The organism is Chitinophaga filiformis (assembly GCF_023100805.1).
Taxonomy (GTDB): Bacteria; Bacteroidota; Bacteroidia; order Chitinophagales; family Chitinophagaceae; genus Chitinophaga; species Chitinophaga filiformis_B.
In genome coordinates, this window is the sequence record NZ_CP095855.1 from 7017572 (window position 1) to 7042882 (window position 25311).

Consider the following 25311-nt stretch of genomic DNA (forward strand, 5'->3'; position numbering starts at 1 on the left):
CTGTATGGGATTTATGTTAATTTCTTTTTGTTGACAGAAAGGGCATTTTAGTTACATTTGCCGCCGGTTTTGGTTAACCGGAAAACTACTAATTTTTAATTCATGAATAGCAAACACATTGCGCTAATTTCAGCGGAGCTGAACATCTCAGCGCGACAAGCGGAGAACACCATGAATTTGCTGGCGGAAGGGTCTACCGTGCCTTTCATCAGTCGCTACCGTAAGGAAGTGACCGGTAGTCTGGACGAGGTACAGATCGGGAAGATCGAAGATCTCCAGAAGCGCTACCAGGAAGTGGATGATCGCCGCGCTTTCATTATCAAAACCATTACAGACCAGGAGAAAATGACTCCTGAGCTGCTGGAAAAACTTGAAAACACCTGGGCACTCACAGAACTGGAAGACATTTACCTCCCCTATAAACCAAAACGCAAGACCAGAGGTACGCAGGCAATCGAGAAAGGCCTGGAGCCGCTGGCCAAACTGCTCTTCGAACAACAGGAGGCGGCCCCGCAGAGCGCTGCAGAACAATTCCTGAACGAGCAGGTAGCGTCTACCGAAGAAGCGTTGAAAGGCGCACGTGATATCATGGCAGAATGGATCAACGAAAATGCCGAACTGCGTGATAAACTGCGTAAACTCTTTACCCACACTGCCGTACTGACTTCCAAAGTGATAGAAGGTAAGGAAGAAGAGGGCGCCAAATACAAAGATTACTTTGATTTCAGCGAAGAGATCAGCGCCATCCCATCCCACAGGATACTGGCTATCCTTCGCGGTGAATCAGAAGGATTCCTGTATGCTACCATCAGCCCTGCTGAAGAAGAAGCGACAGCGATCATAGATAAACAGTTCGTGACCGGCAATAACGCCAGCAGCGAGCAGGTGAAAAAAGCGGGTGCAGACTCTTACAAACGACTGCTTCGTCCATCACTGGAAAATGAGTTCCGTGCACTGGGAAAAGAGAAGGCAGATGCCGAGGCGATAGAAGTATTTGCGGAGAACCTGCGCCAGTTACTACTGGCAGCTCCATTAGGGCCTAAGGCGGTAATTGCCATTGACCCGGGTTACAGAACAGGTTGTAAGGTAGTAGCACTGGACAACCAGGGCAATATGCTGGACAACGATGTAATTTATCCGCTGGAGAAAAATTACAAGAGAGATGATGCGGAAGCCCTGCTGAAAAGATGGGCAGAAAAATATGATACTGCCGCCATTGCAGTGGGTAATGGCACCGCAGGTCGTGAAACAGAAGAATTTGTGAAGAAGATCGACTTCGGCAAGAAGATCAACGTTTTCATGGTAAATGAAAGCGGTGCTTCTGTTTATTCAGCATCCGAAGTGGCAAGAGAAGAATTCCCTGATTTCGATGTAACTGTACGTGGCGCCGTATCTATTGGCCGCAGGCTGATAGACCCGCTGGCAGAGCTGGTGAAAATAGATCCGAAAGCGATCGGTGTTGGTCAGTACCAGCACGACGTGAACCAGTCCAGCCTGAAACAGAGCCTTGACAGGGTGGTAATAAGCTGCGTGAACAATGTGGGCGTGAACCTGAACACCGCATCAAAACACCTGCTGGCATATGTATCTGGTCTGGGCCCTTCCCTGGCAGAGAACATCGTGAAGTACCGTAAAGAAAACGGCGCATTTAAGAACCGCTTACAGCTGAAGAAAGTAAGCCGCCTGGGTGATAAAGCGTTTGAACAGTGCGCGGGCTTCCTCCGTATTGAGAACGGCGACAACCCGTTGGACAACTCTGCAGTACACCCGGAGCGTTATCCCCTGATCGAAACCATGGCTGCCAAACAGCAGTGTACCGTTCAGGACCTGATCGCGAAAGAGGATCTGCGCAAGAAGATCAATCCGAAAGAATATGTAAGCGAAGAAGTAGGTTTACTGACCCTGGAAGACATCCTGAAAGAGCTGGATAAACCGAGCCGTGACCCACGTGACGAGATCGCTATCTTCGAATATGCGGAAGGCATCCGTACCATGGAAGACCTGAAGGTAGGCATGACCTTACCCGGAGTAGTGACCAACATCACCAACTTCGGCGCTTTCGTGGATATTGGTGTGAAACAGGATGGACTGGTACATATCTCCCACCTGAGCAACAGGTTTATCAGCAATCCGAATGAAGCGGTAAAGCTGAACCAGAAAGTGACGGTAACAGTGCTGGAAGTTGATCCTTCCCGTAAGCGTATTTCCCTGTCCATGAAAGACAATGAAGCGCCAGCCGCCAGTGGTGGTGGTCAACGGAAAGAAAGAAGGGACGGTGGTAAGCCATCCAAACAGGCTGCACCTGCTCCGCTGAATGATTTCCAGGCTAAACTGATGGAGCTGAAGAAGAAGTTCAATTAAGCGATTGAAGCATAAATAAAGCGGCCGTACCACTGTTGGTACGGCCGCTTTTTATTTTAAACCGAAGGCTCTTTTTGTGAGATGAGTTCCGGAAGGGAGTCGTGATTAACCCTTAGTTCATTGAAGGGAACTTTCGTTTCCAGCGTAACAATTTTTCAGGGAAGGCAGAATCATTCCGCTCGCTGAACAGCTTTACAGCCCCGTTTACGGCGATGCCTATGTAAATAATATCCCTGCGCATATCAATAGCCAGTGCAGCTTCATCGCCCCCACAAAAGTGCCTGAGGCAGCCCTGGTTGTAGAGGATATCATTTTCAAATTCTACCGGGGGAGTGACGTCAAAGCGTTCTGTGAAAGCAGGACTATCGGTGTCCAGTAATTCCCTGATACGCGATTTCAGCGGCTCCTTGTCCAGCATACCGCATTCTGCTACATACTTACCTTCAAACTGCTCAAAAGCTCGCCAGGAAGCTACCTGGGTGGGTTCAACGGTGTCGGCTATAGCCATCATAGTGTCTGTTGTAGGCGGAGGTGTACTTCCTTTTTCTTCCCCGTTGGTGACAGCCGGTTCTTTGCATCCTAAAATACAGGCAGCTACTACATACAGTGCTGCCAGGTGTTTGTTCATGGTCATGGTCTCTATTACGAATTGCTAATTGTGTATTACGGGTATAATGTTGTGTGTGTGATCCTGTCCCTAATACGCAATGTTATTTTCCTTTAAATACAGGTGTCCTCTTATCAACAAAAGCCTGCATGCCTTCTTTCTGATCTTCAGAGGCAAACAGGAGATAGAAGTTTTTACGTTCAAAATGCAGGCCCTCTTCCAGGCTGCTTTCAAATGATTTTAATACGGATTCTTTGGCCATTTTCACCGCCAGCGGACTGAGAGCAGCTACTTCTGAGGCCAGTTGGATGGCTTCTTTCAGGAAAAGTTCCACCGGTACTACCCGGTTGATAAGACCTGCGCGCAATGCTTCATCAGCACTGATAAAACGTCCCGTCAATACCATCTCCATAGCGAGCGCCTTACCAACTGCACGGGTAAGGCGTTGTGTACCGCCGGCTCCCGGCATAACACCTATCTTTATTTCAGGTTGTCCGAAGCGCGCTGTTTCACTGGCTACGATCATATCGCAAAGCATTACCAGCTCACATCCCCCACCCAGCGCGAAACCACTTACTGCCGCTATCAACGGCTTCTTTGTTTTTTTTATTGTATCCCAGGTACTGAATTGGTCTATGTTATACATATCCATTGCAGTCTTACCTGCCATCTGTTTGATATCTGCCCCGGCGGCGAATGCTTTTTCATTACCGCTGATAATAATGACCCGTACGTTGTCGTCCGCGTCCAATGCTTTTAATGCGTCCCTGAGTTCTGCCATCAGTTCAAGGTTCAGTGCATTCAGTTCTTTGGGGCGGTTTAACTGGATATGGGCCACATAGGGGGCCACTTCCTGGTGTATGATAAGGTATTGTGCTTGCATTCCCCAAGTTACGCAATTAATAGCGTCATCGTAAGGACAAAAGATATAAATACAACTAACAGTGTAATCAGGTAAGCGAATGTTACCAGGGCTCCCTTTGCCAGTGATTTCCCCCATGATTGTCCATAAGTATTCTTCAGCGCTATCACCAGGTATGCAAATATAACGAGAAGGCCCCAGCTGGTAAACGCCTCTATATGAAAGAGTGCGTCCAGCGCTGTACATACCAGGAAAAACAGGAAGAAAAAGACATGAATATGTACAGAGAAGATAGCATGATCTGCGTAAAACCATTTTTTCTTATCGTACATCCATCTCAGGTATAAGGCAAAAAGCGGCAGCAGTACAAATACCATTTTAGGGTAATTGTGCTGAAACAGCTCTTCCTGGGCATGATTTTTTTCCTCCTTCGTCTGGCCATCGCCGGCCTTGTTCGCGGAAAAAAAATACCGGGCCATTTTGCGTTGCATACTATTGTCACGGTATTCTTCCGGCAATGTTTCCTGGAGGGAGTCGTACTGCTCTTTGGAATCGACAGCGCTCAGCCTTCTGAACCAGTCTCCTGTAGAGAGGTTACCACTCTTAATGGAATCCGGCAGGTTCGCGAAAACCTCCTTATTTTCCCGGCGGGCGTTTTCGACCTTCTGCTTGGTCTCTTTATCCAGAGGCGCATCATTATCGTGAGCGGTCAGCGTAAAGTAAAAGAAGAAAAAGACGAAGGATGAAAAAATATACAGTTTGACAGGATGTACGAATTTCACCCTTTTCCCGGCAGTATATTCTTTGGTAATAAAGCCCGGTTTGGTAAATAAATACTTGAATGTCAGCAGCGTTTTCGAATCATAGTGTACCAGATCGGCCGCAAATTCCTTTACCAGGTGGCCGAAACTTTCATGGGGAACAATATTTTCCTGTCCGCAGTTTGTACAATATCTGCCGGGAACATCCGTTCCACAATTGAGGCAGTTTATTTCTTTCCTTAGAGGTTGTGTTTTCAAGTAACTTATAGGTTATAGAAGGTAAATATAAAAATTATCTTTACAGAAATGAACTGCTGAATGTTCCTGAATCATTATTTTTGTATCTAATATGTACACGAGAAAAACCATTTTATTGCTTTTCACAGCATTGCTTGGGTTAAAGCTGTCTGTTTCCGCCCAATACTATTACCAGGACATCGTCAATACCGCCCGTACCGAGGCTAATATGGCCCTGTTAAAAGAAAATAAGATCACCGTACAACTGGTTCAGAGCTTCGACGCCAACCAGGAATCTGATAACGATTTCCGCTGCCAGCGCGAAATACTCGCGAATTACCGGCAGATCCGGTCCACTACCGTTTCCCGTGCTACCGGCTATTCCGTAATGACCTCCTATTTTTCTGCCAAGGGTAAGCTGACCAAGACCATCGACAGTACCCGCAGCGTCATCACGACGGTCATTTACATGCGTAATACCAGCGATACCAGTGCGAAGATCAGGGAAGTATACCTGACCTCTTTTGAGCCGAAGTCGAAGTATAAATTTACCGAAACACGGCGTTACGAATACGATAGCCTGGGCCGGCTGTCAAAAATGATTCATTTTCATGGAGATAAGATAGAAGATTCCACCACAGTGCAGTTTACCCTGGATTCACTGGGCCTGGTGGCTGAAGAGATTGAAAGCGGTAAGGGCGCCAACGGCAGGCGCATCTATTACAAGTACAATGACCAGAACCTGCTGACAGATATCGTTCGCTACTCTCCTACCCGGAAGAAAATGCTGCCGGACTATATTTTCGACTATGATGCCAAGAACAGGATCGGCGCTATGACGACGGTGAACGGTGAGACGGCCAGTTATACCATCTGGCGGTATACCTATGACGATAAGGGGCTGCCTATCCAGGAAGAGTGTTACGGAAAGAAAAAAGAGCTGTTGGGAACAGTACGGTACAAGTACCGGAAATGATATAAATAAAGTAATGCGGAAAGGCGTTCTGTATGGCACAGGACGCCTTTTCTTATTAAAGGGACGGCAGACGTCTCATTCAATACAGCACCTGGCAATTCGGGCAGTAAAAGGTGCGCCGGTTGGTGGTACCCAGATACTCTTTTACGAGCGGGATATGGCAACGTGGACAGATCTTCTTTGTATGCGCCAGCCAGTGTTGCTTTAGTTTATATTCCCTTTTCCATTCGAGGAAATCAAAACTATAATTTACAGCCTCCTTCACCAGTTCCCGTTTCTTTTTCAGGGGCAGGTTCCCTATTTTACTGGCAGGGTGTACCCTGATCCGGAACAACACTTCGTTCTTGATAATATTACCAAACCCAGCGAAGATGTCCTGGTCCAGCAGGGCGTCTGCTGCGATGGTGTCCGGTATCTTCTTCAGTTTAGCCATGGCTTTGGCCGGATCCCAATGCTCATTCATCACATCGCCGCTCCAGTCGTACACCTCATCCAACGGCGTTTCGATGATCCTTACGGAGCAGGTATAAAAATTCAGTTCACCATTGTCAAACTGTAAGTGCAGTGCGGGGTTGCTGTTCTTTTTTTCATTGATACGGTAGGTACCGAACATCAGCAGGTGAATCCTGATGGTAAAGCCGGGAAAACAGATGAGAAAGTGTTTACCCCAGCTTTTGAAAGCAGTGATCTTTTTATTGCGGATCCTCTCCAGGTCAATTTTAGCATATCCGGCCACATCAATGACCTTCTTCCCGGTGAAAGGCTTTACTTCCTCTTTCAATATCACAATGGATGGTCCTTCTGGCATAATACATTCCTGTTGATAATACAGGAGGAATACAATATCTGCGCCAGCAATCAGCCGATGAAAGATGTATCCGCCAGTGCAGCTGATCATACTGTGCGGAGGCCCTCAGGGCCTTGTATAGATTGTGGATAATGATAACCGTTATGAAGCGTTCTGTTGCAGTGTATAGAGATCAAAATAGTCGTACAGGGCCGCCAGTTTTTCGAGGTGAGCGGTGTTGTGCGCATCAAAGTTCTCTTTCTGTACAATGAGGATATAACCGCCGCCGGGCAGCTTTTCTATCACTTCAAAGGCCGCCTGTCTTATCTTTTCCTCGCCGACTGTTTTCACCTGGTCTTCGTTCCAGTAATTGAACCAGTAAATGGCCGGTGGTATTTCGAGCGGATCAAAGAGCCCGGGAGCCATCACTTTGCCGATGCGGGCAGTAAGATGTTCGGGGGTTTTTACAACGATATCCGGTGTAGATATTTCCTCATCCATTTCCACTTCGCCGTAAAAGGAGGCGAAAGAGATCAATGTTTCCAGTTCTGTATCGTATACGGCGGCATAGCTGGCTTTATAGGCACCGATGGCCGCAGTAAAGAAATGATGAAATTCTTCGTAGGAAAAATGCCCTTCCGGCTGCAGCAAAGGCTGGCCGCTACGAAAGCTGAAGGCTGCATTGTCTTCATTGGTATATTCGAAAGGATCTGTATGCACCAATGAAAACAAGGGCGTATCCTTATCTGTAGACAGGATCACGTCCCTGTCAAAGTCACCCTCGCTCCAATGCTTTTGCAGCTCAGCGAAAGCCTGTTCCAATGCATCTGCCGAGACATATTCATTGAACTGAGCGCCGTCGAACACATAACGCAGTTGTGTAGCATGACTGTGATCGTTACAGGCTTGTACCAGGTCCAGGAAACGATAAAGGGAATCGGCCTCTTTGGGGCGGAACAGTTGTAAGGTGCTTGTTTGCAATAACATGGAGTATTGGGGTTGTTTGCTGTAAATCTAAATAAAAACAAGCTACAAAAAAGAGGGTATAGAAAAGTTAACATATACCCTCTTTTTCAGGTATTTATAGTACCAGTTGTTCATGTAGTCTGACCAGGGCTTTCTCCGGATCTTCGCAGAGACCGGGATGTACCTTTCCCGCCTGTACGACAGTGCTTCGCGTGGCAGTCAGCCAACGGAAGCGGGAAGCAAGATCAAGCTGTCCGATCGGACCGGCCTGCTTACCACCTTTGGCTATACAATCAAAAGCCTCGAGGTATGTCTTTACTTCACTGATATCTGTTTCCGGAGCAAATGCACGCAAGCGGTCTTCATTCAGCGTAATCATTGCCTGTAAGAACCTGTGTTTTTTGCAATAGAGAATGACACCGGCATTGAGAAACTCTTCCCGTTCCACTCTCGGCATAACGCGGATGACAGCGTACTCAAATAAGTGTTTTTCTTGCATTTTGCGCTTCATTTACAAATATTCCGGAATTGGCTATCCGGGTGATCAAAAATTCCGCATATACGGCTCTTATTTCGTCTGGCGTACCATGATGGGATAATGTAAGCAACCATTCATCGGGCACCACGGAAATGATCGCACGAATCTGTTCAGGCGTCAGGATCTCACGGAAGGCGGCATCCACTTTCTCCAGTCCGTCAGCCTGGGGCAGCAATACATGGTCTTTCACCTGTATGAAGGGGCGTTTGGCCTGTTCCTGCCAGTTATCCCATGAATGGTGGAAATACAGGGAAGCGCCATGATCGATGAGCCATAGTTCTTTATGCCACATGAGCATATTGGTATTTCGGGCGGTGCGGTCAACATTGGTGAGCAGGCAATCCAGCCATACGATACGGGAGGCCGTCAGCGGATCGATCACAGCAACTGTAGGATCGTAGGTAATGGCGCCCGACAGGTAATGCAGGGCCAGGTTCAGGCCTTCGCTGGCCTTCAGCAGGTCCTGGATCTCTTCATCCGGCTCGGTGCGACCGAAAGCATTATCGAGGTTGGCAAAAACGATCTCCGGTACTTTCATACCTAATCTGCGGGCTATCTCTCCTCCGATCACTTCAGCGATCAAAGCCTTAATTCCCTGTCCTGCGCCACGGAACTTCAGTACGTACAGGAACCCATCATCTGCCTCTGCGATGGCAGGTAAGGAGCCTCCTTCACGCAATGGAGTCACATACCTGGTCACATTGACAGTTCTCAGTTCGGGTTGTTTACTCATCATTGAATTCATATTTATGCAAATAATAACCGGCAGTTGTGACGCTGCCGGTTATAAAGCCGCATAAAATTAAGCCTATTTAAGGTGCGGAGCAAGGCATAGGGAGAAAGCCCGCTGCTATTTCTGAATGCGTGTTTTCAGATAGTTGTAAATTTCCTTTTCTTCCGGTGTTTCTCCTTTATACAGCTGGATATAGCGCCTGTAATAACGTGTGGCCATAGCATCGTTCTTCAGATGCGCATCGTAAATGCGGCCGATACTATATTGTTTCAGTGGCTGATGGAACATGTAATAGGCTGTATCCAGGTTGGCAATAGCGGGTTTGTATTGGCCCAATGCTTCATAGTTGACAGACATGCCCGTATAGTAATTATCCAGGCCGGGCGACTTTGCCATATTGATACAGGTTTGCAGCAGCTTATTGCTTTCTTCATACTGCTTTAGCTGTGTATAAGCCATAGCAGCGTAATAAATGATATTTTCAGAACTGGCATTCCGCGCAGTGAGATACTCATTTACGGCAATGCAATCCTCATATTTCTTAAGGTAAAAAGCGGCTGCCGACACATAGATGAAGGTATTGGAGGAAGAGATGTTCAATTGCTTCAGTTTCTCTCCCAATATCAGCGTGCGCTGATAATCTTTCAGCAGGTAGGCGGTCCTGGCGCCTGTCATCAGGACGATTGCGGACGACGAATCTTTAGCGAGGAAAGTGTTTATCAGGGTATCTGCTGCACCAAAGCGTTTTCTCTCTATCCATTCTTCCGCGAGTCGTGACACGACCCTGGCATCGGATGGATTCAGTGTATATGCCTTACTCAGCCAGGCGAAACCGGAATCCTGCTGAAAGGAAGAGAAGGCAGCGAAGCCCAGTTGCTTCCAGGCAACAGCGCTTTGAGGACGAAGCTGGACCACTTTTTTATAATGCGACAGGGCCGTCAGCGGACGTTCCTGCTGGAGGTTGATCACAGCAAGGCACTGGTGGGCCGTCAGGTGATTACTGTCGAGCTGCAATACCTTTTCATAATAGTTTACCGCTTCCGGTACCTTTCCTGCCTGATAATACGTATAAGCCAGCAGGGCTACCTGGCGGGCATCATTACTGTCCACCGCCGGCCGGAGATAGGCAATCGCCTCGTCATACTGCTGGTCCTGCAGGTATTCCATTACACGGTTCCTGTTCACGGAAGACTGGGCAAGGACCCTGGTTGTGTTGCATAACAGCAAAAGCAGGCATAATGTCCTGTTCAGGTTGTTCATCTTGTTGGTATTTGACCTTAAAACTAAATATATAGTTTTAAAAAGAAAAATTTAGTTGATGAATCTATTTTAAAACATAACTAATTGATATCAAACATATAGCGGGAACTATCAGCGGCTAACACCTTCACCTGGCGTCCTTCAGGGCGGACAGAAACCGGCAAAGACCTATCCGGGGAAATTTTATTACAAATTGGTAAGGGCAGGCAACCAAACACATGATCTATCCGTATTAATACAATAGATCCCCACATTAAATTTCCGTTATGAGAAGAAGCAGCTTATTACCGGCAATACTATTCTCTGCGTGTATGCTGTCATGCAGCAAGGACAATAACGATCCTGCGCCAACCGTTGACCGGGACGCACCTACAACTGGTACATGGCGGGTAACGTTGTTCACTGAGCGCGGCACAAATGAGACCAGCGATTTCGATGGCTACACTTTTACGTTTGACAGTAACGGATCGGCCCTTGCATCGAAAAACAGTACGAACAGGAACGGCACATGGAGCATTAACAGCAGTGCTACGGAATTTAACCTTGACTTTGGTGCAAAAGGTGATGCCAATAAGCCATTGGGAGAACTGACAGATGATTGGAAAATCATATCGGTCACTGCCACAGAGATCAAACTAAAAGATGACAATGATGCCAGTGATGAATTTTTGACCTTTAACCAGGATTAACCCCTGCCCTATTCCTATCCGCGGCAGGCTATCTGTGCTAAACAGGTAGCCTGTATCTTTTTTTCCACAATAACGCTGGACTAATTTTTGGAGCCTTTGATATAAAATCACAGTCATTATGCATGTCATTCTTGGAGCTTCAGGACAAGTTGGTTCTGCTATTGTTACCCAGCTTATAGAAAAAGGGGAATCGGTCAAAGGCGTTGTCAGAGATGAAAAGAAAGCCGGTAAACTGGAAAAAACAGGCGCCGCTGTTGCGGTTGCCGACGTCAGTGATCTACCCGCACTGGTGGCTGCATTCCAGGATGGCAGCACGCTCTTTGCACTCACACCCGAAAGCGGTCACGAGCGAAATGTGATCGGCGAGACAAAAGATATTCTCGAAAACTACAGGAAAGCCTTAGCCAGTTCGCCTATTAAAAAAGTAGTAGGCCTTTCTTCCATTGGCGCACAGTACGAAACAGGAACGGGGAACCTGGTGATGTCTTATCTGCTGGAACATGCATTTACGGGTATGCCGCTGAAACAGCTCTTCGTACGTCCGGCCTATTATTTCAGCAACTGGATGATGTATCTGGGTACTGTGATAGACAATGGTACATTGCCTACTTTTTTTCCGCCGGAGCTGTCTATTCCAATGGTGTCGCCAGAGGAAGTAGCGACTTTTGTAGCAAATGTGATACAGAAAGAGGAAGAAGATGGAAAAATATTTGAGCTGACTGGTCCTGCTGCTTATAGTAGTAACGATGTGGCCAAAGCCTTTTCTGATGCGCTGGGCAAGGAAGTAAAAGCAGTGCAGATCCCTAAAGAGCAGTGGGAAAGCACATTACGTGAAATAGGATTTTCGCCGGACGCCATCAGGAACTTTATAGAAATGACGGATGCTGTGATATCAGGAAAGGCTATGCCTGAAAAGAAAAATACCGTGCAGGTAAAACTGAAAACTACCCTGAAGGATTACATTCAGCAGCATGTACCTGCGGAGGAATCTACTACCACCAAAAGCAAGGCTAAAAGCAAGAGAACGAAGAGCAAAGTTTAACCTGATAAGGACAGGCAAGGGAAAGCATGCATTTCCGCTCTCTCTTGCCTGTCCCTCCAAGGCTTATTTCAGCGTAAAACTGCGCTGTTTCGCAATAGCGCTGAAGAGATTTGCTTCATCTTCCTTTGCTTCTGCCAGTATTTCTTTCTCAGCAAACAGCGATTTCGTGACGGCAGGCCGTTTCAGGATAACCGTCTGCAGACCGTAGCGTACATCCAGTGAATAGTCTTCAGAACTGGTATACAGCTGGCCATTCAGATTAACGCCAAAGGCGCCACCCTTGGCTCCGGCTGTGAACTTCGTATATTTACGCCGGATGATATATTTCTGTACAAAGCCTATCACGGCATACACGTAACATACAGCAGGATCATCGAGGATGCTTGCTTTGTTGTTGGCCATCCAGGCCTGTACACCTTTATCCCAGGACCCGCTATCACGGTTCACCAGCCCTGCCGCCTGATCGAATACCATCAGGCTGAAGGAAGATTCTCCTTCAAATTCGGCGGTCAGGTAATTGAGGAAACTTAACTCCACAGCCAGCTTCTGATCTACCAGGATAGACTGCCGTTTAATTGGCTCCTTTATCTTGGACGTTTCATCGATCTCGATACCGGGGATCTTAAATGCCGAGAATTCTATAGATGCATTTTCCGTATTGGCAATGGTAGGGCAATCGGCCTGTGTCTTCCTGATCTCAAGCACTGTTCCCAGAAGAGCATATGGATTACCAATATAAGCGTCTGCGCCTACGTAAAGCATGTTATTCTGTAAAGCCAGCATTTTCTGTGCTTCCATCACAGATGGGATCTTCTTTGATTCAGCAACTTCATTATTCATTGCTTCATTGATGTGCTCTGTGGAATTATTTCCCATGATAATTGGTTTAAGTATGTGTCAAAAGGGGGCCCGCTCAAGGGTACATGTATCTATCGGGGTACAAACTAAAGTACGGCTTTCCCCGGAGAAAACAAGGGGTGCCCCCGGGGCCTGTAACCTGTGCAGAACAATTACCCGGCGCTTAAAAGGCCGGAGGGAAAAGCCTTAAAGCTTGTCTTTCCTTCGCTGTTGCTCTTCCATTTCATCCTCTACAGGGTCATCTTTCAACAAGGTCTTCTGGTCCCTGCGGTTCTTTAAAATAAGAAAACCGATGAGTGCAATTGCCAGCAACACGACAATAACAATTGTAGTAACATTCATGACGAACCATTAAATGAGAACAATAGATAGTTTTTACAATATAAGTGTTCCCCGCTATATGCCAAGGTTAAGGTTCTATGAAGGTGCTTATCGTTAAATTCCCTGTCTCCTAAGTAAAGTTATTATCTATTAAATTAACTTCATAAGATCCCTTCATAAATGCCATTATCATGTATCCATTTGTAGTGACCCTTTATTGTTTGTTGTCCACCTCCCTTTATGCACAGCATTCGGCAGACAGTACCCGCATCCATGCAGAGAAAATGAATAAGATCTTCCAGGAAGAGGTCATCCCCTACCTTGAATCCAGGGATAGTATGCCCGACTGGGCCGTTTTCGGCAGCCGCCTCGTATCACTTTACGGAGATACGGGCGAGGAAGTCCTGCTGATGAGCCAGACCATTTACAGTATGCAACGCGATGACTGGGCCAATTTTTCCAGTGCCATTATTCCCTATGCCAGGAAATACGGCAACAACATTCCCGTCAGGCAGCGTCATGCATTCAGTCAGTATATGAGCAGGAATGCCCAACTGTTATACCAATCGGGGCGCCAGGAAGAGGGTATCCGGTGGCAGATACTGGCATTGCCCCTGGCTGATGAAACAGAACATGCCACTATGCTCGATACTATAGAAAGGATGAAAAAGGGAGATTAACGATTATCCTGACATTTGTTCCCGGCGAAGAGAAAAAATTTCAGTTCCTCTGCAAAAAATTCAGTTCAGGGCCCGGTGGCACCTCATTTGAACAGGTTTCGGCGGTAAGGTTGGCCAACCTGATCACCAAGGTTTATAATAATTGTTCACTTAATTAAAAGGAGGTTTATTATGTCACTCATCAAAAGGAATGGAAACACATTTTCCTCACTCCCTTCGCTGTTCGACGACTTCTTTAGCCGTGAACTCTTCAACTGGGGAAACAACAATTTCTCAGCAACCAGTACTACAGTTCCATCTGTAAACATCAGGGAAACTGCCGACAACTATGAAGTAGAAGTAGCGGCCCCAGGTATGGAAAAGAAAGACTTTAAAGTTACACTTGACGATAACCTGCTGACTATTTCATCCAGCAAACAGCAGCAACAGGAAAAGAAAGATGATAATTATACCAGGAGGGAATTCAGCTACCAGTCATTCCAGCGTAGTTTTGAACTACCTAAAAATGTGGTAGATGAGGATAAGATCATTGCCCGTTACGAAAACGGTCTCTTACATCTCACTATTCCAAAACGGGAAGAAGCTAAACAAAAAGCACCCCGTACTATTGAGATAGCATAAGTGAGTCAACTATGTTGAGCCTGCTGCAGGTTCCTACAAAAATCTAATAGCAGCTTATGTAAAGCCTTCAGCAAATTATCTGAAGGCTTTTTTATTTATCCCTGCTGAGATTAGTCAGATTTGTTTACAATCATCGTCATATATACAGATATTCGCATTTCCGTACATTCAGCTGTATCAGTGCGCGGAAACAGCTACCGTTCCCCATGTCGCTAAACAAATCCCTTAACTGAATTGTTGAATTTATAATACAGCCGATCGCCCCTTCAACTATGTTAAATGTATTCTTAGGATAGTTCTCTTGTGTCACATCAGGTTTGCTAAAGCTTTTTACTGTTCAAAAAAACACACATTCAATGAAAGCACTTTTATTCATTCAGGTATTCACACTGTTTATTGGATTATCCGGCATTTGCATTGCCCAGTCAACAAATGAGGAAATGGTAAAAGAATGGGAAAGGGCAAAAGCTTATACGAAAGAATATCTCGATGCCATGCCGGAGAAAGATTATGCCCTGAAGCCCAAGCCAGAAATGCGCTCTTTTGCAGACCAGATGCTGCACATTACAGATGCCAACTATGGCCTGGTAGCGGCAGCTACCGGTGAAAAAAGCCCATATGGTATGGGGGAATTTGAAAAATCAGGCAACAAGTCAAAGGCTGAAGTGATCAAAGCTGTCATGGAAGGATATGACTTCGTGATCAATGATATTAAAAATCTGCCGGCAGATAAACTGAACGAAAAAATCACCTTATTCGGCAAATTCGATATGACGAGGAGAGTTGCATTAGAAAAAGCATTTGAGCATCAAACGCATCATCGTGGACAAACTACCGTGTATCTGCGTCTTGCGGGAGTGACACCTCCTGAAGAAAAATTGTTTTGAACCATTACTATGGCTTTTTTCAGTCCTGCCCACTACTGTAAGTAATCCACTCAACGATGAACTCAGTCAGGACCGGCAGGACTGAAAAATATTTATATTGCATAACAAAGACAACGGCAGTAACATGGACTGCAATGCTAATGACCCAAATTAAATGTTATGCAGACATACGAAAGAAAGACTCCCGAAGACCTGGACTGTGGTGTCACTGTATTCATGAAAGTACTTGGTGCAAAATGGAAGCCCTGTATTGTAGATCTTATCAGCAGAGGACACACAAGGCCCAGCGAAATACATAAACAACTTGTTGCTGCGACGCCACGGGTGGTTGACATGCAACTTAAAGAGCTTGAATATTACGGTATTGTCACAAAGAAAGTACGGAAAGGATTTCCTTTACACGTAGATTATTCCCTTACTGATATGGGCAAAAGCCTTCTTCCTGTTATTGTATCGATGGATCAATGGGGAGCGGCCTATTCCGGGAAGGTGAAGAAGGTAAGTTCAGGGCCGCAATCGTCTTCCTGCCTGATTTCTGCTACCGAATAATTTTTCGGTTATTGATTTCAACAGTTCCCTCATCGAATTTTGTGTTCAATTAATGACCTATTGAACATGAAAAATTTATCTGCTGCCGCTCCTTCACGGGGGATAAGCGATGTCCTTAAAGTAATGATCTGGGCTGCCATTGTAGCCACCACCTGGTATTTCATGCATGGTGCTGATCATTTCCTGCAACTTACCCCGGAAGCACTTGGTAAATACTTTAAACTGAAATGGGTATTGCTGCTCCATATTACTGCCGGAGGAGGCGCGCTCGTTCTCGGGCCTTTGCAATTCTGGGAGCGGCTGAGAACCAACAACTGGAAGCTGCACCGCATCATCGGCACCCTTTATCTCCTGGCTATCCTGGCAAGCAGTACCTGTGCAGTGATCCTGGCTTTCACCACCGCCTATGCCATCAACTGGGCATATGCATTTTCATTACAGGTATGGGTAAGCGTATGGATATCCTCATCGTTCATTGCATGGTGGACCGTGCGTAAAAGGCAGATCAAACTGCACAAAGAGTGGATGACCAGGAGTTATATTGTGACGCTGGCTTTTGTGATATCGGGGTTGGCAATAAAACTACCTGTTGTACAATCGCTTGGGAATTTTGCTGATATTTCCCCTTCCCTTTTCTGGATGGGATGGGCTGTTCCCCTGTATGTGTATGAAGTGATATTATCACTCCGGCAGAAAAAAGCCGGCCGGGCACAAGCTACAATGAATACACATCAAAAATAAATACAAGGGACTCTTACATTGCGGGAAGCCAACACGGTGTCTATAAATGCAAGAGGGCACATCGAATTTTCGATATGCCCCTTCTTGCATGAACCAAATTTTAACATTATGATTTGTAGTAGTTCCTTTTCGCTTCAAGGACTGCCTGATCGCGTTCTCTCCTGAATTCCCTTACCTGTGCACGTCTTTCTTTACCGCTCAGATCTTTATCCAGTTTTACCGATTCGATCTTATCCGCATATTCATTTCTGATATTTGCTATCTGCATATCCAGCTTTGTTGGCTGGTAAGGCACAGCAGCTGTATATGGATACGGGTAGCCGTAATAAAAAGGAGAAAAGTAAGGGTTGTAGAAGCCGCCGCCTACCACTACGGTTGTTCTCGGGTAGAAGCCACCACCATGAATACCTCTTACGGGGCCATTGGGAACCATTGCTGAAGCGCTTTGAACCGTTACTGCAAGTAGCAGTATTGCTATTATCTTTTTCATGACCTTTAATTTTTTCTGATTCTTTGACACGGGTTTAATCGAAAAATTTAAAGGGTCGGCTATGTTTAGCAAACTCTTAACAGTTCTCTTCCATAGTAAGTTCTATACAGCTTATTGGCCTTACCTCTTTCTGTGAGGTATACCATCATGATACGCCTGCGGGGCGCTTATTGTTTTTATTTAACGGAGGTGTCTGCAGTGGCAGTAAAGCCTGTATATTTTGCATTGTCCCTTATTGCCCATTCAGCCATTGCCATCAATACCGGCCCCAGCTCCTCACCGGATGGTGTAAGGCTGTAAACAACATGCGGCGGAACAATATCCTCTGCCTTTCTGTTTATTAAATTGTCCTCCTGCAATTGTTTCAAGTGCTGTATCAGCATTTTCTCTGTAATGGCAGGAATCAGGCGCTTCAGTTCACCGTAGCGTTTAGGACCGCTAATCAGGTAGTAGAGGATAATTGGTTTCCAGTGGCCGCCGATCTTGTTCAGAACATAAGTGATGGGACAGGTCATTTCAGCAATGCCTTTATTGTAATTCCTCGTTGAGCTTTCTTTCACTTTAGTCATAGCTACTTACTTTCGGGTAGGTACTTGTAAAAAAGTTTGTACAAAGATAGTTTTGCCTCGAACACAAACAAACATTTATCGTATGAAAATAATAGTAACAGGCTCACTGGGACATATCAGCAAGCCACTTACAGGGATATTAACAGCCGCAGGCCATGATGTAACCGTCATCAGTAGTGATGCTGGCAAAGTGGAGGCCATCGGGGCCTTAGGCGCAAAAGCCGCTATTGGTTCAATAGCCGACGTTGCATTCCTGACTAAGACATTCACAGGTGCAGATGCGATTTATACAATGGTGCCGCCAAATTTTGGCGCTTCCGATTACCGTCAATATATTGGCGATATGGGCAAAAACTATGCAGCGGCCATCAGGGCATCGGGCGTAGCACGTGTGGTGAACCTGAGCAGCATTGGCGCTCATCTTGATAAGGGTACAGGACCGATAGCGGGATTACATGATGTGGAAGAGACCTTAAACGCCCTGGATAATGTGGCTGTTAAACATCTTCGCGCGGGGTTCTTTTATGTCAACTTCTTTACTAATATTGACATGATAAAGAAAAATGGTATCCTTGGCAGTAACTACAGCCAGGATGCAAGACTGGTGCTGGTGCATCCCCGGGATATTGCAGCAGCAGCTGCAAGCGACTTACAGGGCTCTTTCAGCGGTAAAAGCTACTATTATGTGATCAGTGATGATCAAAAGATAGCAGCAATCGTTAAGGCATTGGGTACTGCAATAGGAAAGCCTGATCTGCCATGGGTCGAATTCAGTGATGAAGACAGCCTGGCGGGTATGACCGGAGCGGGTTTATCGCCCGCTGTTGCAAGCGTTTTTGTAGAAATGGGTACGGCAATAAGGAACGGTATTTTGTGGGAAGATTATGATAAAAATAAACCGGCAACTTATGGCAAGACTAAGCTGGGAGATTTTGCGGAGGAATTTGCTGCCGTATATAAGGGCTGACGTTATTTACTTCAATAGGAACGCCTTCCAATTTTCTCAACTGAAAGGCGTTTCCTTATGTTATATCCTGAAAGACGGATCTGAGTAATTAAAACTCCACATCGTCAGCTATATTGCCACCATTTTCATCAGCAAATCTCTTCGCATACTCTTGTCTTTTCGCCTCCATATGATCCACATATTCCGTTATTTCCTCGCTGCTCAGGTCTTTCTGCTGTTCCATCCATTGCATAGCTACCTGCTGGAAATCGCCAAGGGAGATGCCGTAGTTATCCTGTATCCATCTCGCGCCATCGAGGCCAGCTTCATATGCGGCAGTACGTGCACCACACAATTCCTCATAGAAGTAGCGATCAGTAGCCAGTCGCTCGAGCTGCAGCGTATTTCCTGCGCCGGCTGCCGGCTGGAGATGACCCAATTTGGGATGTTGGTCGGCTTGTCCGAATAAAGTACCCATTTCAGAGATAACAACGAAGTCAGCATCTTCCTGCATACGTTGTACCCATCCCTGGCTGGCATCTTCCCAAACGGGTACTTCTACGCCAAGCGCACCACAAATAATATCGACAGCAACGCCATTTGCAATCTTTGCATTGGCGGCGGAGTAATCGTACAAACTGATGCCGTGAATAGGTTCAAATAAGGGGTTGTTTTGTCCCATGGTCTGTTGTTTTTATAGTTAACTATAGATTCGTGCTACGTTTACTTTCATATCGCTGGTAATTGGCCTGCAAAGACCTGAAGAACTTCTCGTGATGCTCTTCCAGGTCAGGCAATAACTTCGTCAGCTCGTCAAAGATGTTCCTGTAATATTTGTCAAGCAATTCAGGCGCTTCGTTTTCGGCCTGTACTCTTTGCGCATCCAGCAAGCGGAGCTTTTCATAGCCGGGACCACTTTTCGTCATCCGCTCCTGTGCGCTCAATGACAGCTGCAATTCATGCATCTGTTGATAAAGACTTTGTTCTTCATTTTTTCTCTGCTGATGCGCATCGATAAAATGTTTACTACGTTGTTCTGCCAGCTTCCTGGCAATATGCTCAATGTCGCGGCCCATTGCACCGGGTTCGAAGATGTTTTGGGTCTGACAATAATTACATGACACATAGGCGCTATAATAGTATACCTGTTTTATATCCAGGTTAGCCCCGCACTGCTTGCAATTGACCAATTTAGATTGTTGCCAGTAGGTATTCATCATCTGCTCAAAGATGGGCTCATAATCCTTTCTCTCTACCTCTTCTGTTGCCTCTTCTACACGATGGTGCAGCTGATCTTCCCATTCATCAGCTTTTCTTGCACAACGATGCCGCCAGTCACGCAGCAGCCGGTAAGCTTCACTTTCCGCAGAGAATACATCGGCATATCGTTGATATACGGGCTCAATCTGCTTTTCGAGTACCTCGCGTAATTTTTCCCGCATGCTGGATGCCTGTCCTTTCATAGCAGATGAAAAGCGATGATATGCCTGTCCGAAGCGGTCGTCTTCTGCCATTACGGAAGGCGCTTCTTCCATGAAGCCGCTAAGCAATATATTCACGCGTTCATCCAGCTTTGCCAGGAAGGTGTCCAAACGGCCTTCCAGGGTATTCAATTCACTTTTAAACGCCTCGTATTGTTGTTTGTCTTCCTGTGATTGGCCCCAATTAAATAAACCCATATTCAGCTATTAGAGTTATCTGATTTTTTGATGTAGCTACCGTCGGTAAGCGTCGTTGTGATGAAAGCGTGCCCGCAGTAGGCACAATGTGTCAATCCATCCTGTTTGGCACGGCCGGCGCCGCAATTAGGACAAGCAGATTCTCCTGTGTTGGCCTGGGTATTTTCAGCCTGTCCCCCATAGGTTTGCTGTGAAACAGCACGTTGTTTCATTCGTTCAATGAACGACAATTTTTTATTTTCTTCCTGCATTACGCGATATTATAATTTGGCTAAGATCTCTGCCTTCTTCGCTTTGTATTCTTCTGCGTCTATCAGTCCGTTGTCATGAAGCGCTTTCAGCTGTTTCAGCCTGGCTTCAAGATCATCCTGTTTTTCCGCAGGTTTACTTTCAGGTTTTGGGGCGTTCATTGCACTCATCATATAGGCCATGGCAGCACCCTGTTGTGCAGCATCATTCAGGGCAGTGCCCTGCTGACCTATAGCGGCCGCCTGGTTGAATTTAAGATATGCATCCATATCTCCTACCATGTTCATATTGGTAACGGTATCAAAATGCTTCGCTACATCATCAGGCAGTGTAACGCTGCTTACAGTAAATTCCGTTACATCAATACCAAATGCATCGAAATATGGCTGGATGAGGGGTCTTATCTTCTCATTCAGGGCACTCAGGTTACCCGCGATGTCCAATACCTGTATCTGCGCCTGCGCCAATACTTCTCCAAATTTGGGTGCAATGTAATCACGGAGTTTGTTCTGTAGTTCGTGAACGAACAGGTATGGGAATGTACCTGCATATTCTCTGAAAAACTTTGAAGGGTCTGAGATGCGTAGACTGTAGCTGCCAAAGGCTCTCAGGCGCACCTGGCCGAATTTCTTATCCGGCAGGATAACAGGCGCAGGTGTTCCCCATTTCAGGTTCACAAACTGTTTAACAGAGAAATAATAAACATCCGCTTTAAAAGGGCCCTGGAAACCATATTTCCATCCTTTTAGCTTTGTCAGGAAGGGAATATTCTCGGTAGTCAGTGTATGTGTTCCGGCATCGAATACGTCAGCCAGTTTGCCTTCATTCAGCAATACCGCTTTTTCGGATTCACGAACAACCAGCTTGGCGCCATTCTTAATGTCGGCTTCAGGCTGAGGAAACTGCCACATTAACAGATTGGGGTCTTTCTCGAACCACTCAATGATCTCAATAAATGGTAAATTCATGGTTTTCAATTGTCACTAATGATCAGGGTTACCTTTATTCATTACATCAAATATAGGTATATGCGTAACTGATAGTAAAGGAAGCCGAAAGTTAGGTATTTTCTGTTAAACCATTTAGCAAATTTTTAAGCGCCTCCCCCTCCATTTTATGATCCTGTGGAAATGGGCTTAATAATCAGGGGAGTCATTTGTGTCGAATTGACAAATTATAATATTATCTTGTTTTAAAACAACAAAGCGATTGGGCGCCATTTTTTTATATTTAGAATATGGAAAAGATCATACCCAGCGACATACGCTATTCCGACCTTGCCGGAAAAAGGTTTAACAAACGCTTTACAGGAAAACCTGAATATGTTTGTCTTCCGGAGTCTACCCGGGACGTAGTCCAGGCTGTCCAGGAGGCAGTAAACAGTAAACGGCGGCCAGTAGTACGCAGTGGCGGGCATTGCCTCGAGGGCTTTGTATCAGACCCGGCTGTACAGGTGCTTATCGACATATCACTGATGACCGGCGTTTATTATGATGCAGAGAAAGCGGCCTTTGCGGTGGAAGCCGGTGCGACAGTCGGCGAAATGTACCGCAGATTATTCCTGGGCTGGGGAGTGGTGCTTCCTGCCGGCGAACATCCTGGTATAGGCATAGGCGGACATATATTGGGAGGAGCCTTTGGGTTTCTTTGCCGGGAATATGGACTAGCGGCAGATTATCTGTATGGCATAGAGCTGGTCACTGTCGACGCTTCAGGTAAAGCCTTCAGTGTGATTGCCACGCGTGAAGCAAATGATCCTAACCGCGAACTATGGTGGGCACATACAGGAGGAGGCGGTGGCAATTTTGGCATTGTAACGCGTTACTGGTTGCGGTCGCCTGATGTGGATGGAACCGATCCTTTTACAGCATTACCGAAAGCGCCGGCATCTGTCAGCATCTTCAGACTGGCATGGGACTGGAAAGACTTTGATGAGTCATCGTTCTCCCGCCTCGTACAAAACTTTGGCAGCTGGAGCCTGCAGCACAGTGGTCCCGATTCTCCTTACACACAGTTATTCAGTACCCTCTTTTTAGGTCACCGCAACCTGGGAAAGATAGAAATAAAAGGTCTTTCCACAGCAGCTGATGCTCACAGCCTGATAGACGGGCATCTGGCGGCCGTGGCAGCACCGTTGGATTTACACTATACGTTGCAGATAGAAGAAAGTCCCTGGTTACGCTTTGCACTCAATCCCTTTCCGGAATTATTTCAGCCGGGCTTTGATAATGTACAGGCAAAGGTAAAGGACGCCTTTTTCCGGCAACCTTTCACTGACAGCCAGATAACCACGGCTTACAAATACCTTACTGCAGCAGCACCTATAGGTGGCATGTTAGGCATGGCCACCTATGGAGGAAAAGTCAACACAATATCTCCTGCCGCTACTGCGTCCGCACAACGCGATTGCATCATGGATGTGGCCTGCAACACTGGCTGGGTCGATCCCGCAGGCGCCGCGCCAAGCCTGGACTGGGTCCGTAATTTCTACAAGGATCTCTTTTCCGGTTCTGGCGGCGTACCTGTGCCCAATCAACAGACCGACGGCAGTATGATCAACCATCCGGATACAGACCATGCAAGCCCGGAATGGAATCAGTCAGGCATTCCATGGTATACGCTTTATTATAAAGAGAATTATCCACGTTTACAGCGGGTAAAAGCTGCATGGGATCCGCTGAATATATTTCATCATGCGCTGTCTATACGAGCTGCTGACTGATGAAATATTGCCGGATGAATTTGCTAATATAGACAGGCCACACTGTGGTGGTCTGGAAACATTTTGCTCCTTGTATCCAACAACAGACGATAATCTAAAAACAGCCGTATGTTCAGAAAGTATCTAATGGTTTGTCAGTTCATTGCTATTGCGTTTTTTAACCTTCATCTGTCCAGCCTTAAAAGCTATGCACAAAAAACCGCAGCTGTTGATGATGCTGTTGCAACAATCAGGATTGATCTGAACAAGACCATTGGTCCTATGTATCCGGCCTGGGCCTGGTTTGGTTACGATGAGCCCAATTACACCTACATGAAGGATGGGAAAAAACTGCTTTCAGAAATAGCCGCTTTGTCGCCTGTGCCTGTATATGTACGTGCTCATAGCCTGCTGGTCAGCGGTGACGGCCAGGCTGCACTGAAGTGGGGATCAACAAACGCCTATACCGAAGATGCCAATGGCAATCCCGTTTATAACTGGAAGATCATTGACAGTATTTTCGATACCTATATCCAACGGGGCATGAAACCACTGGCGCAAATTGGCTTTATGCCGCAGGCATTGTCCACTAAACCGGAGCCTTATCGTCATTACTGGAAACCTGGCGACCCATATTCCGATATCATTACCGGCTGGGCGTACCCTCCGAAGGATTACAATAAATGGGCAGAATTGGTGTATCAATGGGTAAAACATTCCGTACAGCGCTATGGTCAGAAAGAAGTAGAAAGCTGGTATTGGGAACTGTGGAATGAACCTAACGGATTTTACTGGAAAGCCAGCATGGAAGAATTCTTTAAGCTTTATGACTATACTGCTGACGCCGTGAAACGTGCTTTACCCAGCGCTAAGATAGGAGGCATTAACGTCGCGGGGACCGGTGGACAAGGCGCTCAGAAATGGTTACATGCCTTTGTTAAACATTGCTTTTCAGATACCAATTATGTCACTAAAAAAATAGGTGCGCCGGTAGATGCTATATTGTTTCATGCTAAGGGAGCGCCCCAGCTGGTGAATGGCCATGTACGGATGAATATGGGAACCCAGTTAAGAGATATTGAAGCAGGCTTCAAACTGGTAGCATCTTATCCGCAACTGAAGAATATCCCTGTCATTATTGGTGAATCCGATCCTGAAGGTTGCGCAGCCTGTGGCATGCACACCAATCCGGAAAATGCCTATCGTAATGGTACTATGTATTCCAGTTACACCGCTGCCTCCCTTGCCCGCGAGTATGCCCTGGCGGATCAGTACAAGGTCAACTTCAAAGGCGCCGTATCCTGGTCCTTCGAATTTGAGAATCAACCCTGGTTCTTTGGCTTTCGGGACCTGGCTACTAACGGCGTAGATAAGCCCGTTCTGAATGTGTTCCGCATGTTTGGTATGATGAAGGGTAAGAGAGTATATATTCATTCTGATCGGGGCTATGATCTGCGTACAGCACTCGATTCAAGTTTCAGAAGATCTTATCCGGACATTAACGGACTGGCTTGTAAAGATGCACATGAAGCCACTGTCATGTTGTGGAACTATCACGACGATGACGTAAAACAAGGCGGCAAACAAGTAACTGTTCAACTGAACGGTCTGCCTCAGCAAGTGTATATGCATCATTACAGGATCGATGATGAGCATAGTAATTCATATGAGGTGTGGAAGAAAATGGGCTCACCGAAAAATCCGTCCGCAGAACAAATCGCACAGTTGGAAAAGGCAGGACAACTGCAATTGCTGGGTTCTCCGGAATGGATTAAAACAGATAAGGGCGAGGCAATTGTCAGGATGACTTTACCTTCACAGGGAGTGTCTTTGCTGAAGTTTGACTGGTAGGTTCGTATGGGTTTCATGCTTCGCTGACACGCCCGATTTTTTGCCCGATAGTTAAGGTGATTGGCTAATATCTACAGGTTAAAAGGATTAAGGTGACCAGATACTACTGTGGACAGTTATCGCATTTATATTTCCTGAGAATATCCGATTCCAGCAACTGAAAGCTGGCACCGCCCCTATCGCCGGGTTGAAAGAACTGGCAAAACCGGGCCCGGTTTAAATTTGCCGCGTTTAACACAGCATTGGCGAAATCATCTCCTTCGTAATCTTCGTTGTCAAAAAAACACAAATTGATGAAATAGAAAATAATGTTCTCCCCTGCATCCAGTTGATTAACACGGGGGCGTATA

The 25311-nt window shown here is 46.2% G+C and carries 28 protein-coding genes; 12 read left to right on the top strand and 16 right to left on the bottom strand.

Features of this window, described 5'->3' with window-relative positions; genetic code table 11:
• The first annotated feature begins 102 nt into the window (after positions 1-102).
• The gene (locus MYF79_RS27350; protein ID WP_199652596.1) at positions 103-2361 is read left to right on the top strand and encodes a Tex family protein; all 2259 of its coding nucleotides are present in this window, start codon (positions 103-105) and stop codon (positions 2359-2361) included.
• A 112-nt stretch (positions 2362-2473) separates the two neighbouring features.
• Here MYF79_RS27350 and MYF79_RS27355 read toward each other — a convergent pair whose 3' ends face one another.
• From MYF79_RS27355 to MYF79_RS27365, 3 genes are all read right to left on the bottom strand, one after another.
• Positions 2474-2995: a hypothetical protein gene (locus MYF79_RS27355; RefSeq protein ID WP_247811053.1), complete on the bottom strand. Its 522-nt coding sequence runs from the start codon at positions 2993-2995 to the stop codon at positions 2474-2476.
• 76 nt (positions 2996-3071) lie between these two features.
• On the bottom strand, positions 3072-3851 hold the full coding sequence (locus MYF79_RS27360; RefSeq protein WP_247811054.1) for an enoyl-CoA hydratase-related protein: 780 nt from the start codon (positions 3849-3851) through the stop codon (positions 3072-3074).
• Positions 3852-3859: 8 nt separating this feature from the next.
• Positions 3860-4849: a DUF3667 domain-containing protein gene (locus MYF79_RS27365; protein ID WP_247811055.1), complete on the bottom strand. Its 990-nt coding sequence runs from the start codon at positions 4847-4849 to the stop codon at positions 3860-3862.
• Positions 4850-4940: 91 nt separating this feature from the next.
• Here MYF79_RS27365 and MYF79_RS27370 point away from each other — a divergent pair, with 91 nt between their 5' ends.
• Positions 4941-5804, top strand: coding sequence for a hypothetical protein (locus MYF79_RS27370; RefSeq protein ID WP_247811056.1), 864 nt, complete (start codon positions 4941-4943; stop codon positions 5802-5804).
• Positions 5805-5883: 79 nt separating this feature from the next.
• On the opposite strand, the gene MYF79_RS27375 is transcribed toward MYF79_RS27370, so the two are convergent.
• The 5 genes from MYF79_RS27375 to MYF79_RS27395 form a co-directional block, all read right to left on the bottom strand.
• Positions 5884-6612, bottom strand: a complete 729-nt coding sequence (locus tag MYF79_RS27375; protein ID WP_247811057.1) for a DNA-formamidopyrimidine glycosylase family protein — start codon at positions 6610-6612, stop codon at positions 5884-5886.
• Positions 6613-6753: 141 nt separating this feature from the next.
• Entirely contained in the window at positions 6754-7578 is an 825-nt protein-coding gene (locus tag MYF79_RS27380) for a hypothetical protein (protein ID WP_247811058.1), read from the bottom strand.
• Positions 7579-7672: 94 nt separating this feature from the next.
• Positions 7673-8056 (bottom strand): DUF3037 domain-containing protein, encoded by a 384-nt coding sequence (locus MYF79_RS27385; RefSeq protein WP_199652603.1) that lies wholly within the window; start codon positions 8054-8056, stop codon positions 7673-7675.
• The gene (locus tag MYF79_RS27390) at positions 8034-8831 is read right to left on the bottom strand and encodes a HipA family kinase (protein WP_247811059.1); all 798 of its coding nucleotides are present in this window, start codon (positions 8829-8831) and stop codon (positions 8034-8036) included. The genes MYF79_RS27385 and MYF79_RS27390 overlap by 23 nt, the downstream gene beginning before the upstream one ends.
• Before the next feature lie 114 nt (positions 8832-8945).
• Positions 8946-10088 (bottom strand): tetratricopeptide repeat protein, encoded by a 1143-nt coding sequence (locus MYF79_RS27395; RefSeq protein ID WP_247811060.1) that lies wholly within the window; start codon positions 10086-10088, stop codon positions 8946-8948.
• Positions 10089-10354: 266 nt separating this feature from the next.
• Here MYF79_RS27395 and MYF79_RS27400 point away from each other — a divergent pair, with 266 nt between their 5' ends.
• Together MYF79_RS27400 and MYF79_RS27405 are read left to right on the top strand one after the other, a co-directional pair.
• The gene (locus tag MYF79_RS27400; protein ID WP_247811061.1) at positions 10355-10777 is read left to right on the top strand and encodes a lipocalin family protein; all 423 of its coding nucleotides are present in this window, start codon (positions 10355-10357) and stop codon (positions 10775-10777) included.
• Between the two features lie 118 nt (positions 10778-10895).
• Positions 10896-11819, top strand: coding sequence for an NAD(P)H-binding protein (locus MYF79_RS27405; protein WP_247811062.1), 924 nt, complete (start codon positions 10896-10898; stop codon positions 11817-11819).
• A 63-nt stretch (positions 11820-11882) separates the two neighbouring features.
• Here MYF79_RS27405 and MYF79_RS27410 read toward each other — a convergent pair whose 3' ends face one another.
• Both MYF79_RS27410 and MYF79_RS27415 read right to left on the bottom strand, forming a co-directional pair.
• Positions 11883-12695: a hypothetical protein gene (locus MYF79_RS27410; RefSeq protein ID WP_247811063.1), complete on the bottom strand. Its 813-nt coding sequence runs from the start codon at positions 12693-12695 to the stop codon at positions 11883-11885.
• Positions 12696-12863: 168 nt separating this feature from the next.
• Positions 12864-13019 (bottom strand): hypothetical protein, encoded by a 156-nt coding sequence (locus MYF79_RS27415; RefSeq protein ID WP_247811064.1) that lies wholly within the window; start codon positions 13017-13019, stop codon positions 12864-12866.
• Between the two features lie 170 nt (positions 13020-13189).
• Between MYF79_RS27415 and MYF79_RS27420 the strand changes: the two genes are divergently transcribed.
• The 5 genes from MYF79_RS27420 (at position 13190) to MYF79_RS27440 (ending at position 16476) form a co-directional block, all read left to right on the top strand.
• Positions 13190-13678, top strand: a complete 489-nt coding sequence (locus MYF79_RS27420) for a hypothetical protein (RefSeq protein WP_247811065.1) — start codon at positions 13190-13192, stop codon at positions 13676-13678.
• Positions 13679-13849: 171 nt separating this feature from the next.
• Complete coding sequence (locus MYF79_RS27425) at positions 13850-14299, top strand: Hsp20/alpha crystallin family protein (RefSeq protein ID WP_247811066.1); 450 nt, start codon at positions 13850-13852, stop codon at positions 14297-14299.
• A 356-nt stretch (positions 14300-14655) separates the two neighbouring features.
• Entirely contained in the window at positions 14656-15186 is a 531-nt protein-coding gene (locus MYF79_RS27430; RefSeq protein ID WP_247811067.1) for a DinB family protein, read from the top strand.
• 159 nt (positions 15187-15345) lie between these two features.
• Entirely contained in the window at positions 15346-15735 is a 390-nt protein-coding gene (locus MYF79_RS27435; protein ID WP_199652612.1) for a winged helix-turn-helix transcriptional regulator, read from the top strand.
• 66 nt (positions 15736-15801) lie between these two features.
• On the top strand, positions 15802-16476 hold the full coding sequence (locus MYF79_RS27440; protein ID WP_247811068.1) for a DUF2306 domain-containing protein: 675 nt from the start codon (positions 15802-15804) through the stop codon (positions 16474-16476).
• Positions 16477-16582: 106 nt separating this feature from the next.
• Here the strand turns inward: MYF79_RS27440 and MYF79_RS27445 are convergent, their stop codons facing one another.
• On the bottom strand, positions 16583-16966 hold the full coding sequence (locus MYF79_RS27445) for a hypothetical protein (RefSeq protein WP_247811069.1): 384 nt from the start codon (positions 16964-16966) through the stop codon (positions 16583-16585).
• Between the two features lie 176 nt (positions 16967-17142).
• Positions 17143-17535, bottom strand: coding sequence for a winged helix-turn-helix transcriptional regulator (locus tag MYF79_RS27450; RefSeq protein ID WP_247811070.1), 393 nt, complete (start codon positions 17533-17535; stop codon positions 17143-17145).
• A gap of 82 nt (positions 17536-17617) precedes the next feature.
• Between MYF79_RS27450 and MYF79_RS27455 the strand changes: the two genes are divergently transcribed.
• Complete coding sequence (locus MYF79_RS27455; protein ID WP_247811071.1) at positions 17618-18502, top strand: NAD(P)H-binding protein; 885 nt, start codon at positions 17618-17620, stop codon at positions 18500-18502.
• A gap of 88 nt (positions 18503-18590) precedes the next feature.
• On the opposite strand, the gene MYF79_RS27460 is transcribed toward MYF79_RS27455, so the two are convergent.
• Genes MYF79_RS27460 through MYF79_RS27475 form a run of 4 tightly spaced genes read right to left on the bottom strand, consistent with a single transcriptional unit; the run spans position 18591 to position 21377 of the window.
• Positions 18591-19163: a DUF6620 family protein gene (locus tag MYF79_RS27460; protein WP_247811072.1), complete on the bottom strand. Its 573-nt coding sequence runs from the start codon at positions 19161-19163 to the stop codon at positions 18591-18593.
• A gap of 22 nt (positions 19164-19185) precedes the next feature.
• On the bottom strand, positions 19186-20160 hold the full coding sequence (locus MYF79_RS27465) for a hypothetical protein (protein WP_247811073.1): 975 nt from the start codon (positions 20158-20160) through the stop codon (positions 19186-19188).
• 2 nt (positions 20161-20162) lie between these two features.
• Positions 20163-20411: a hypothetical protein gene (locus tag MYF79_RS27470; RefSeq protein WP_247811074.1), complete on the bottom strand. Its 249-nt coding sequence runs from the start codon at positions 20409-20411 to the stop codon at positions 20163-20165.
• Between the two features lie 9 nt (positions 20412-20420).
• On the bottom strand, positions 20421-21377 hold the full coding sequence (locus MYF79_RS27475) for an SPFH domain-containing protein (RefSeq protein ID WP_247811075.1): 957 nt from the start codon (positions 21375-21377) through the stop codon (positions 20421-20423).
• Positions 21378-21646: 269 nt separating this feature from the next.
• Here MYF79_RS27475 and MYF79_RS27480 point away from each other — a divergent pair, with 269 nt between their 5' ends.
• Positions 21647-23131, top strand: a complete 1485-nt coding sequence (locus tag MYF79_RS27480) for an FAD-dependent oxidoreductase (protein WP_247811076.1) — start codon at positions 21647-21649, stop codon at positions 23129-23131.
• Between the two features lie 108 nt (positions 23132-23239).
• Positions 23240-24961, top strand: coding sequence for a GH39 family glycosyl hydrolase (locus MYF79_RS27485; protein WP_247811077.1), 1722 nt, complete (start codon positions 23240-23242; stop codon positions 24959-24961).
• Positions 24962-25311 lie beyond the last annotated feature (350 nt).

What these genes read in the sequence shown, in the direction of transcription:
- MYF79_RS27350 (WP_199652596.1), top strand. Translation starts at nt 103, where the DNA reads ATGAATAGCAAACACATTGCGCTAATTTCAGCGGAGCTGAACATCTCA.
- MYF79_RS27355 (WP_247811053.1), bottom strand. Translation starts at nt 2,995, where the DNA reads ATGACCATGAACAAACACCTGGCAGCACTGTATGTAGTAGCTGCCTGT.
- MYF79_RS27360 (WP_247811054.1), bottom strand. Translation starts at nt 3,851, where the DNA reads ATGCAAGCACAATACCTTATCATACACCAGGAAGTGGCCCCCTATGTG.
- MYF79_RS27370 (WP_247811056.1), top strand. Translation starts at nt 4,941, where the DNA reads ATGTACACGAGAAAAACCATTTTATTGCTTTTCACAGCATTGCTTGGG.
- MYF79_RS27375 (WP_247811057.1), bottom strand. Translation starts at nt 6,612, where the DNA reads ATGCCAGAAGGACCATCCATTGTGATATTGAAAGAGGAAGTAAAGCCT.
- MYF79_RS27380 (WP_247811058.1), bottom strand. Translation starts at nt 7,578, where the DNA reads ATGTTATTGCAAACAAGCACCTTACAACTGTTCCGCCCCAAAGAGGCC.
- MYF79_RS27385 (WP_199652603.1), bottom strand. Translation starts at nt 8,056, where the DNA reads ATGCAAGAAAAACACTTATTTGAGTACGCTGTCATCCGCGTTATGCCG.
- MYF79_RS27390 (WP_247811059.1), bottom strand. Translation starts at nt 8,831, where the DNA reads ATGATGAGTAAACAACCCGAACTGAGAACTGTCAATGTGACCAGGTAT.
- MYF79_RS27395 (WP_247811060.1), bottom strand. Translation starts at nt 10,088, where the DNA reads ATGAACAACCTGAACAGGACATTATGCCTGCTTTTGCTGTTATGCAAC.
- MYF79_RS27400 (WP_247811061.1), top strand. Translation starts at nt 10,355, where the DNA reads ATGAGAAGAAGCAGCTTATTACCGGCAATACTATTCTCTGCGTGTATG.
- MYF79_RS27405 (WP_247811062.1), top strand. Translation starts at nt 10,896, where the DNA reads ATGCATGTCATTCTTGGAGCTTCAGGACAAGTTGGTTCTGCTATTGTT.
- MYF79_RS27410 (WP_247811063.1), bottom strand. Translation starts at nt 12,695, where the DNA reads ATGGGAAATAATTCCACAGAGCACATCAATGAAGCAATGAATAATGAA.
- MYF79_RS27415 (WP_247811064.1), bottom strand. Translation starts at nt 13,019, where the DNA reads ATGAATGTTACTACAATTGTTATTGTCGTGTTGCTGGCAATTGCACTC.
- MYF79_RS27420 (WP_247811065.1), top strand. Translation starts at nt 13,190, where the DNA reads ATGTATCCATTTGTAGTGACCCTTTATTGTTTGTTGTCCACCTCCCTT.
- MYF79_RS27425 (WP_247811066.1), top strand. Translation starts at nt 13,850, where the DNA reads ATGTCACTCATCAAAAGGAATGGAAACACATTTTCCTCACTCCCTTCG.
- MYF79_RS27430 (WP_247811067.1), top strand. Translation starts at nt 14,656, where the DNA reads ATGAAAGCACTTTTATTCATTCAGGTATTCACACTGTTTATTGGATTA.
- MYF79_RS27435 (WP_199652612.1), top strand. Translation starts at nt 15,346, where the DNA reads ATGCAGACATACGAAAGAAAGACTCCCGAAGACCTGGACTGTGGTGTC.
- MYF79_RS27440 (WP_247811068.1), top strand. Translation starts at nt 15,802, where the DNA reads ATGAAAAATTTATCTGCTGCCGCTCCTTCACGGGGGATAAGCGATGTC.
- MYF79_RS27445 (WP_247811069.1), bottom strand. Translation starts at nt 16,966, where the DNA reads ATGAAAAAGATAATAGCAATACTGCTACTTGCAGTAACGGTTCAAAGC.
- MYF79_RS27450 (WP_247811070.1), bottom strand. Translation starts at nt 17,535, where the DNA reads ATGACTAAAGTGAAAGAAAGCTCAACGAGGAATTACAATAAAGGCATT.
- MYF79_RS27455 (WP_247811071.1), top strand. Translation starts at nt 17,618, where the DNA reads ATGAAAATAATAGTAACAGGCTCACTGGGACATATCAGCAAGCCACTT.
- MYF79_RS27460 (WP_247811072.1), bottom strand. Translation starts at nt 19,163, where the DNA reads ATGGGACAAAACAACCCCTTATTTGAACCTATTCACGGCATCAGTTTG.
- MYF79_RS27465 (WP_247811073.1), bottom strand. Translation starts at nt 20,160, where the DNA reads ATGGGTTTATTTAATTGGGGCCAATCACAGGAAGACAAACAACAATAC.
- MYF79_RS27470 (WP_247811074.1), bottom strand. Translation starts at nt 20,411, where the DNA reads ATGCAGGAAGAAAATAAAAAATTGTCGTTCATTGAACGAATGAAACAA.
- MYF79_RS27475 (WP_247811075.1), bottom strand. Translation starts at nt 21,377, where the DNA reads ATGAATTTACCATTTATTGAGATCATTGAGTGGTTCGAGAAAGACCCC.
- MYF79_RS27480 (WP_247811076.1), top strand. Translation starts at nt 21,647, where the DNA reads ATGGAAAAGATCATACCCAGCGACATACGCTATTCCGACCTTGCCGGA.
- MYF79_RS27485 (WP_247811077.1), top strand. Translation starts at nt 23,240, where the DNA reads ATGTTCAGAAAGTATCTAATGGTTTGTCAGTTCATTGCTATTGCGTTT.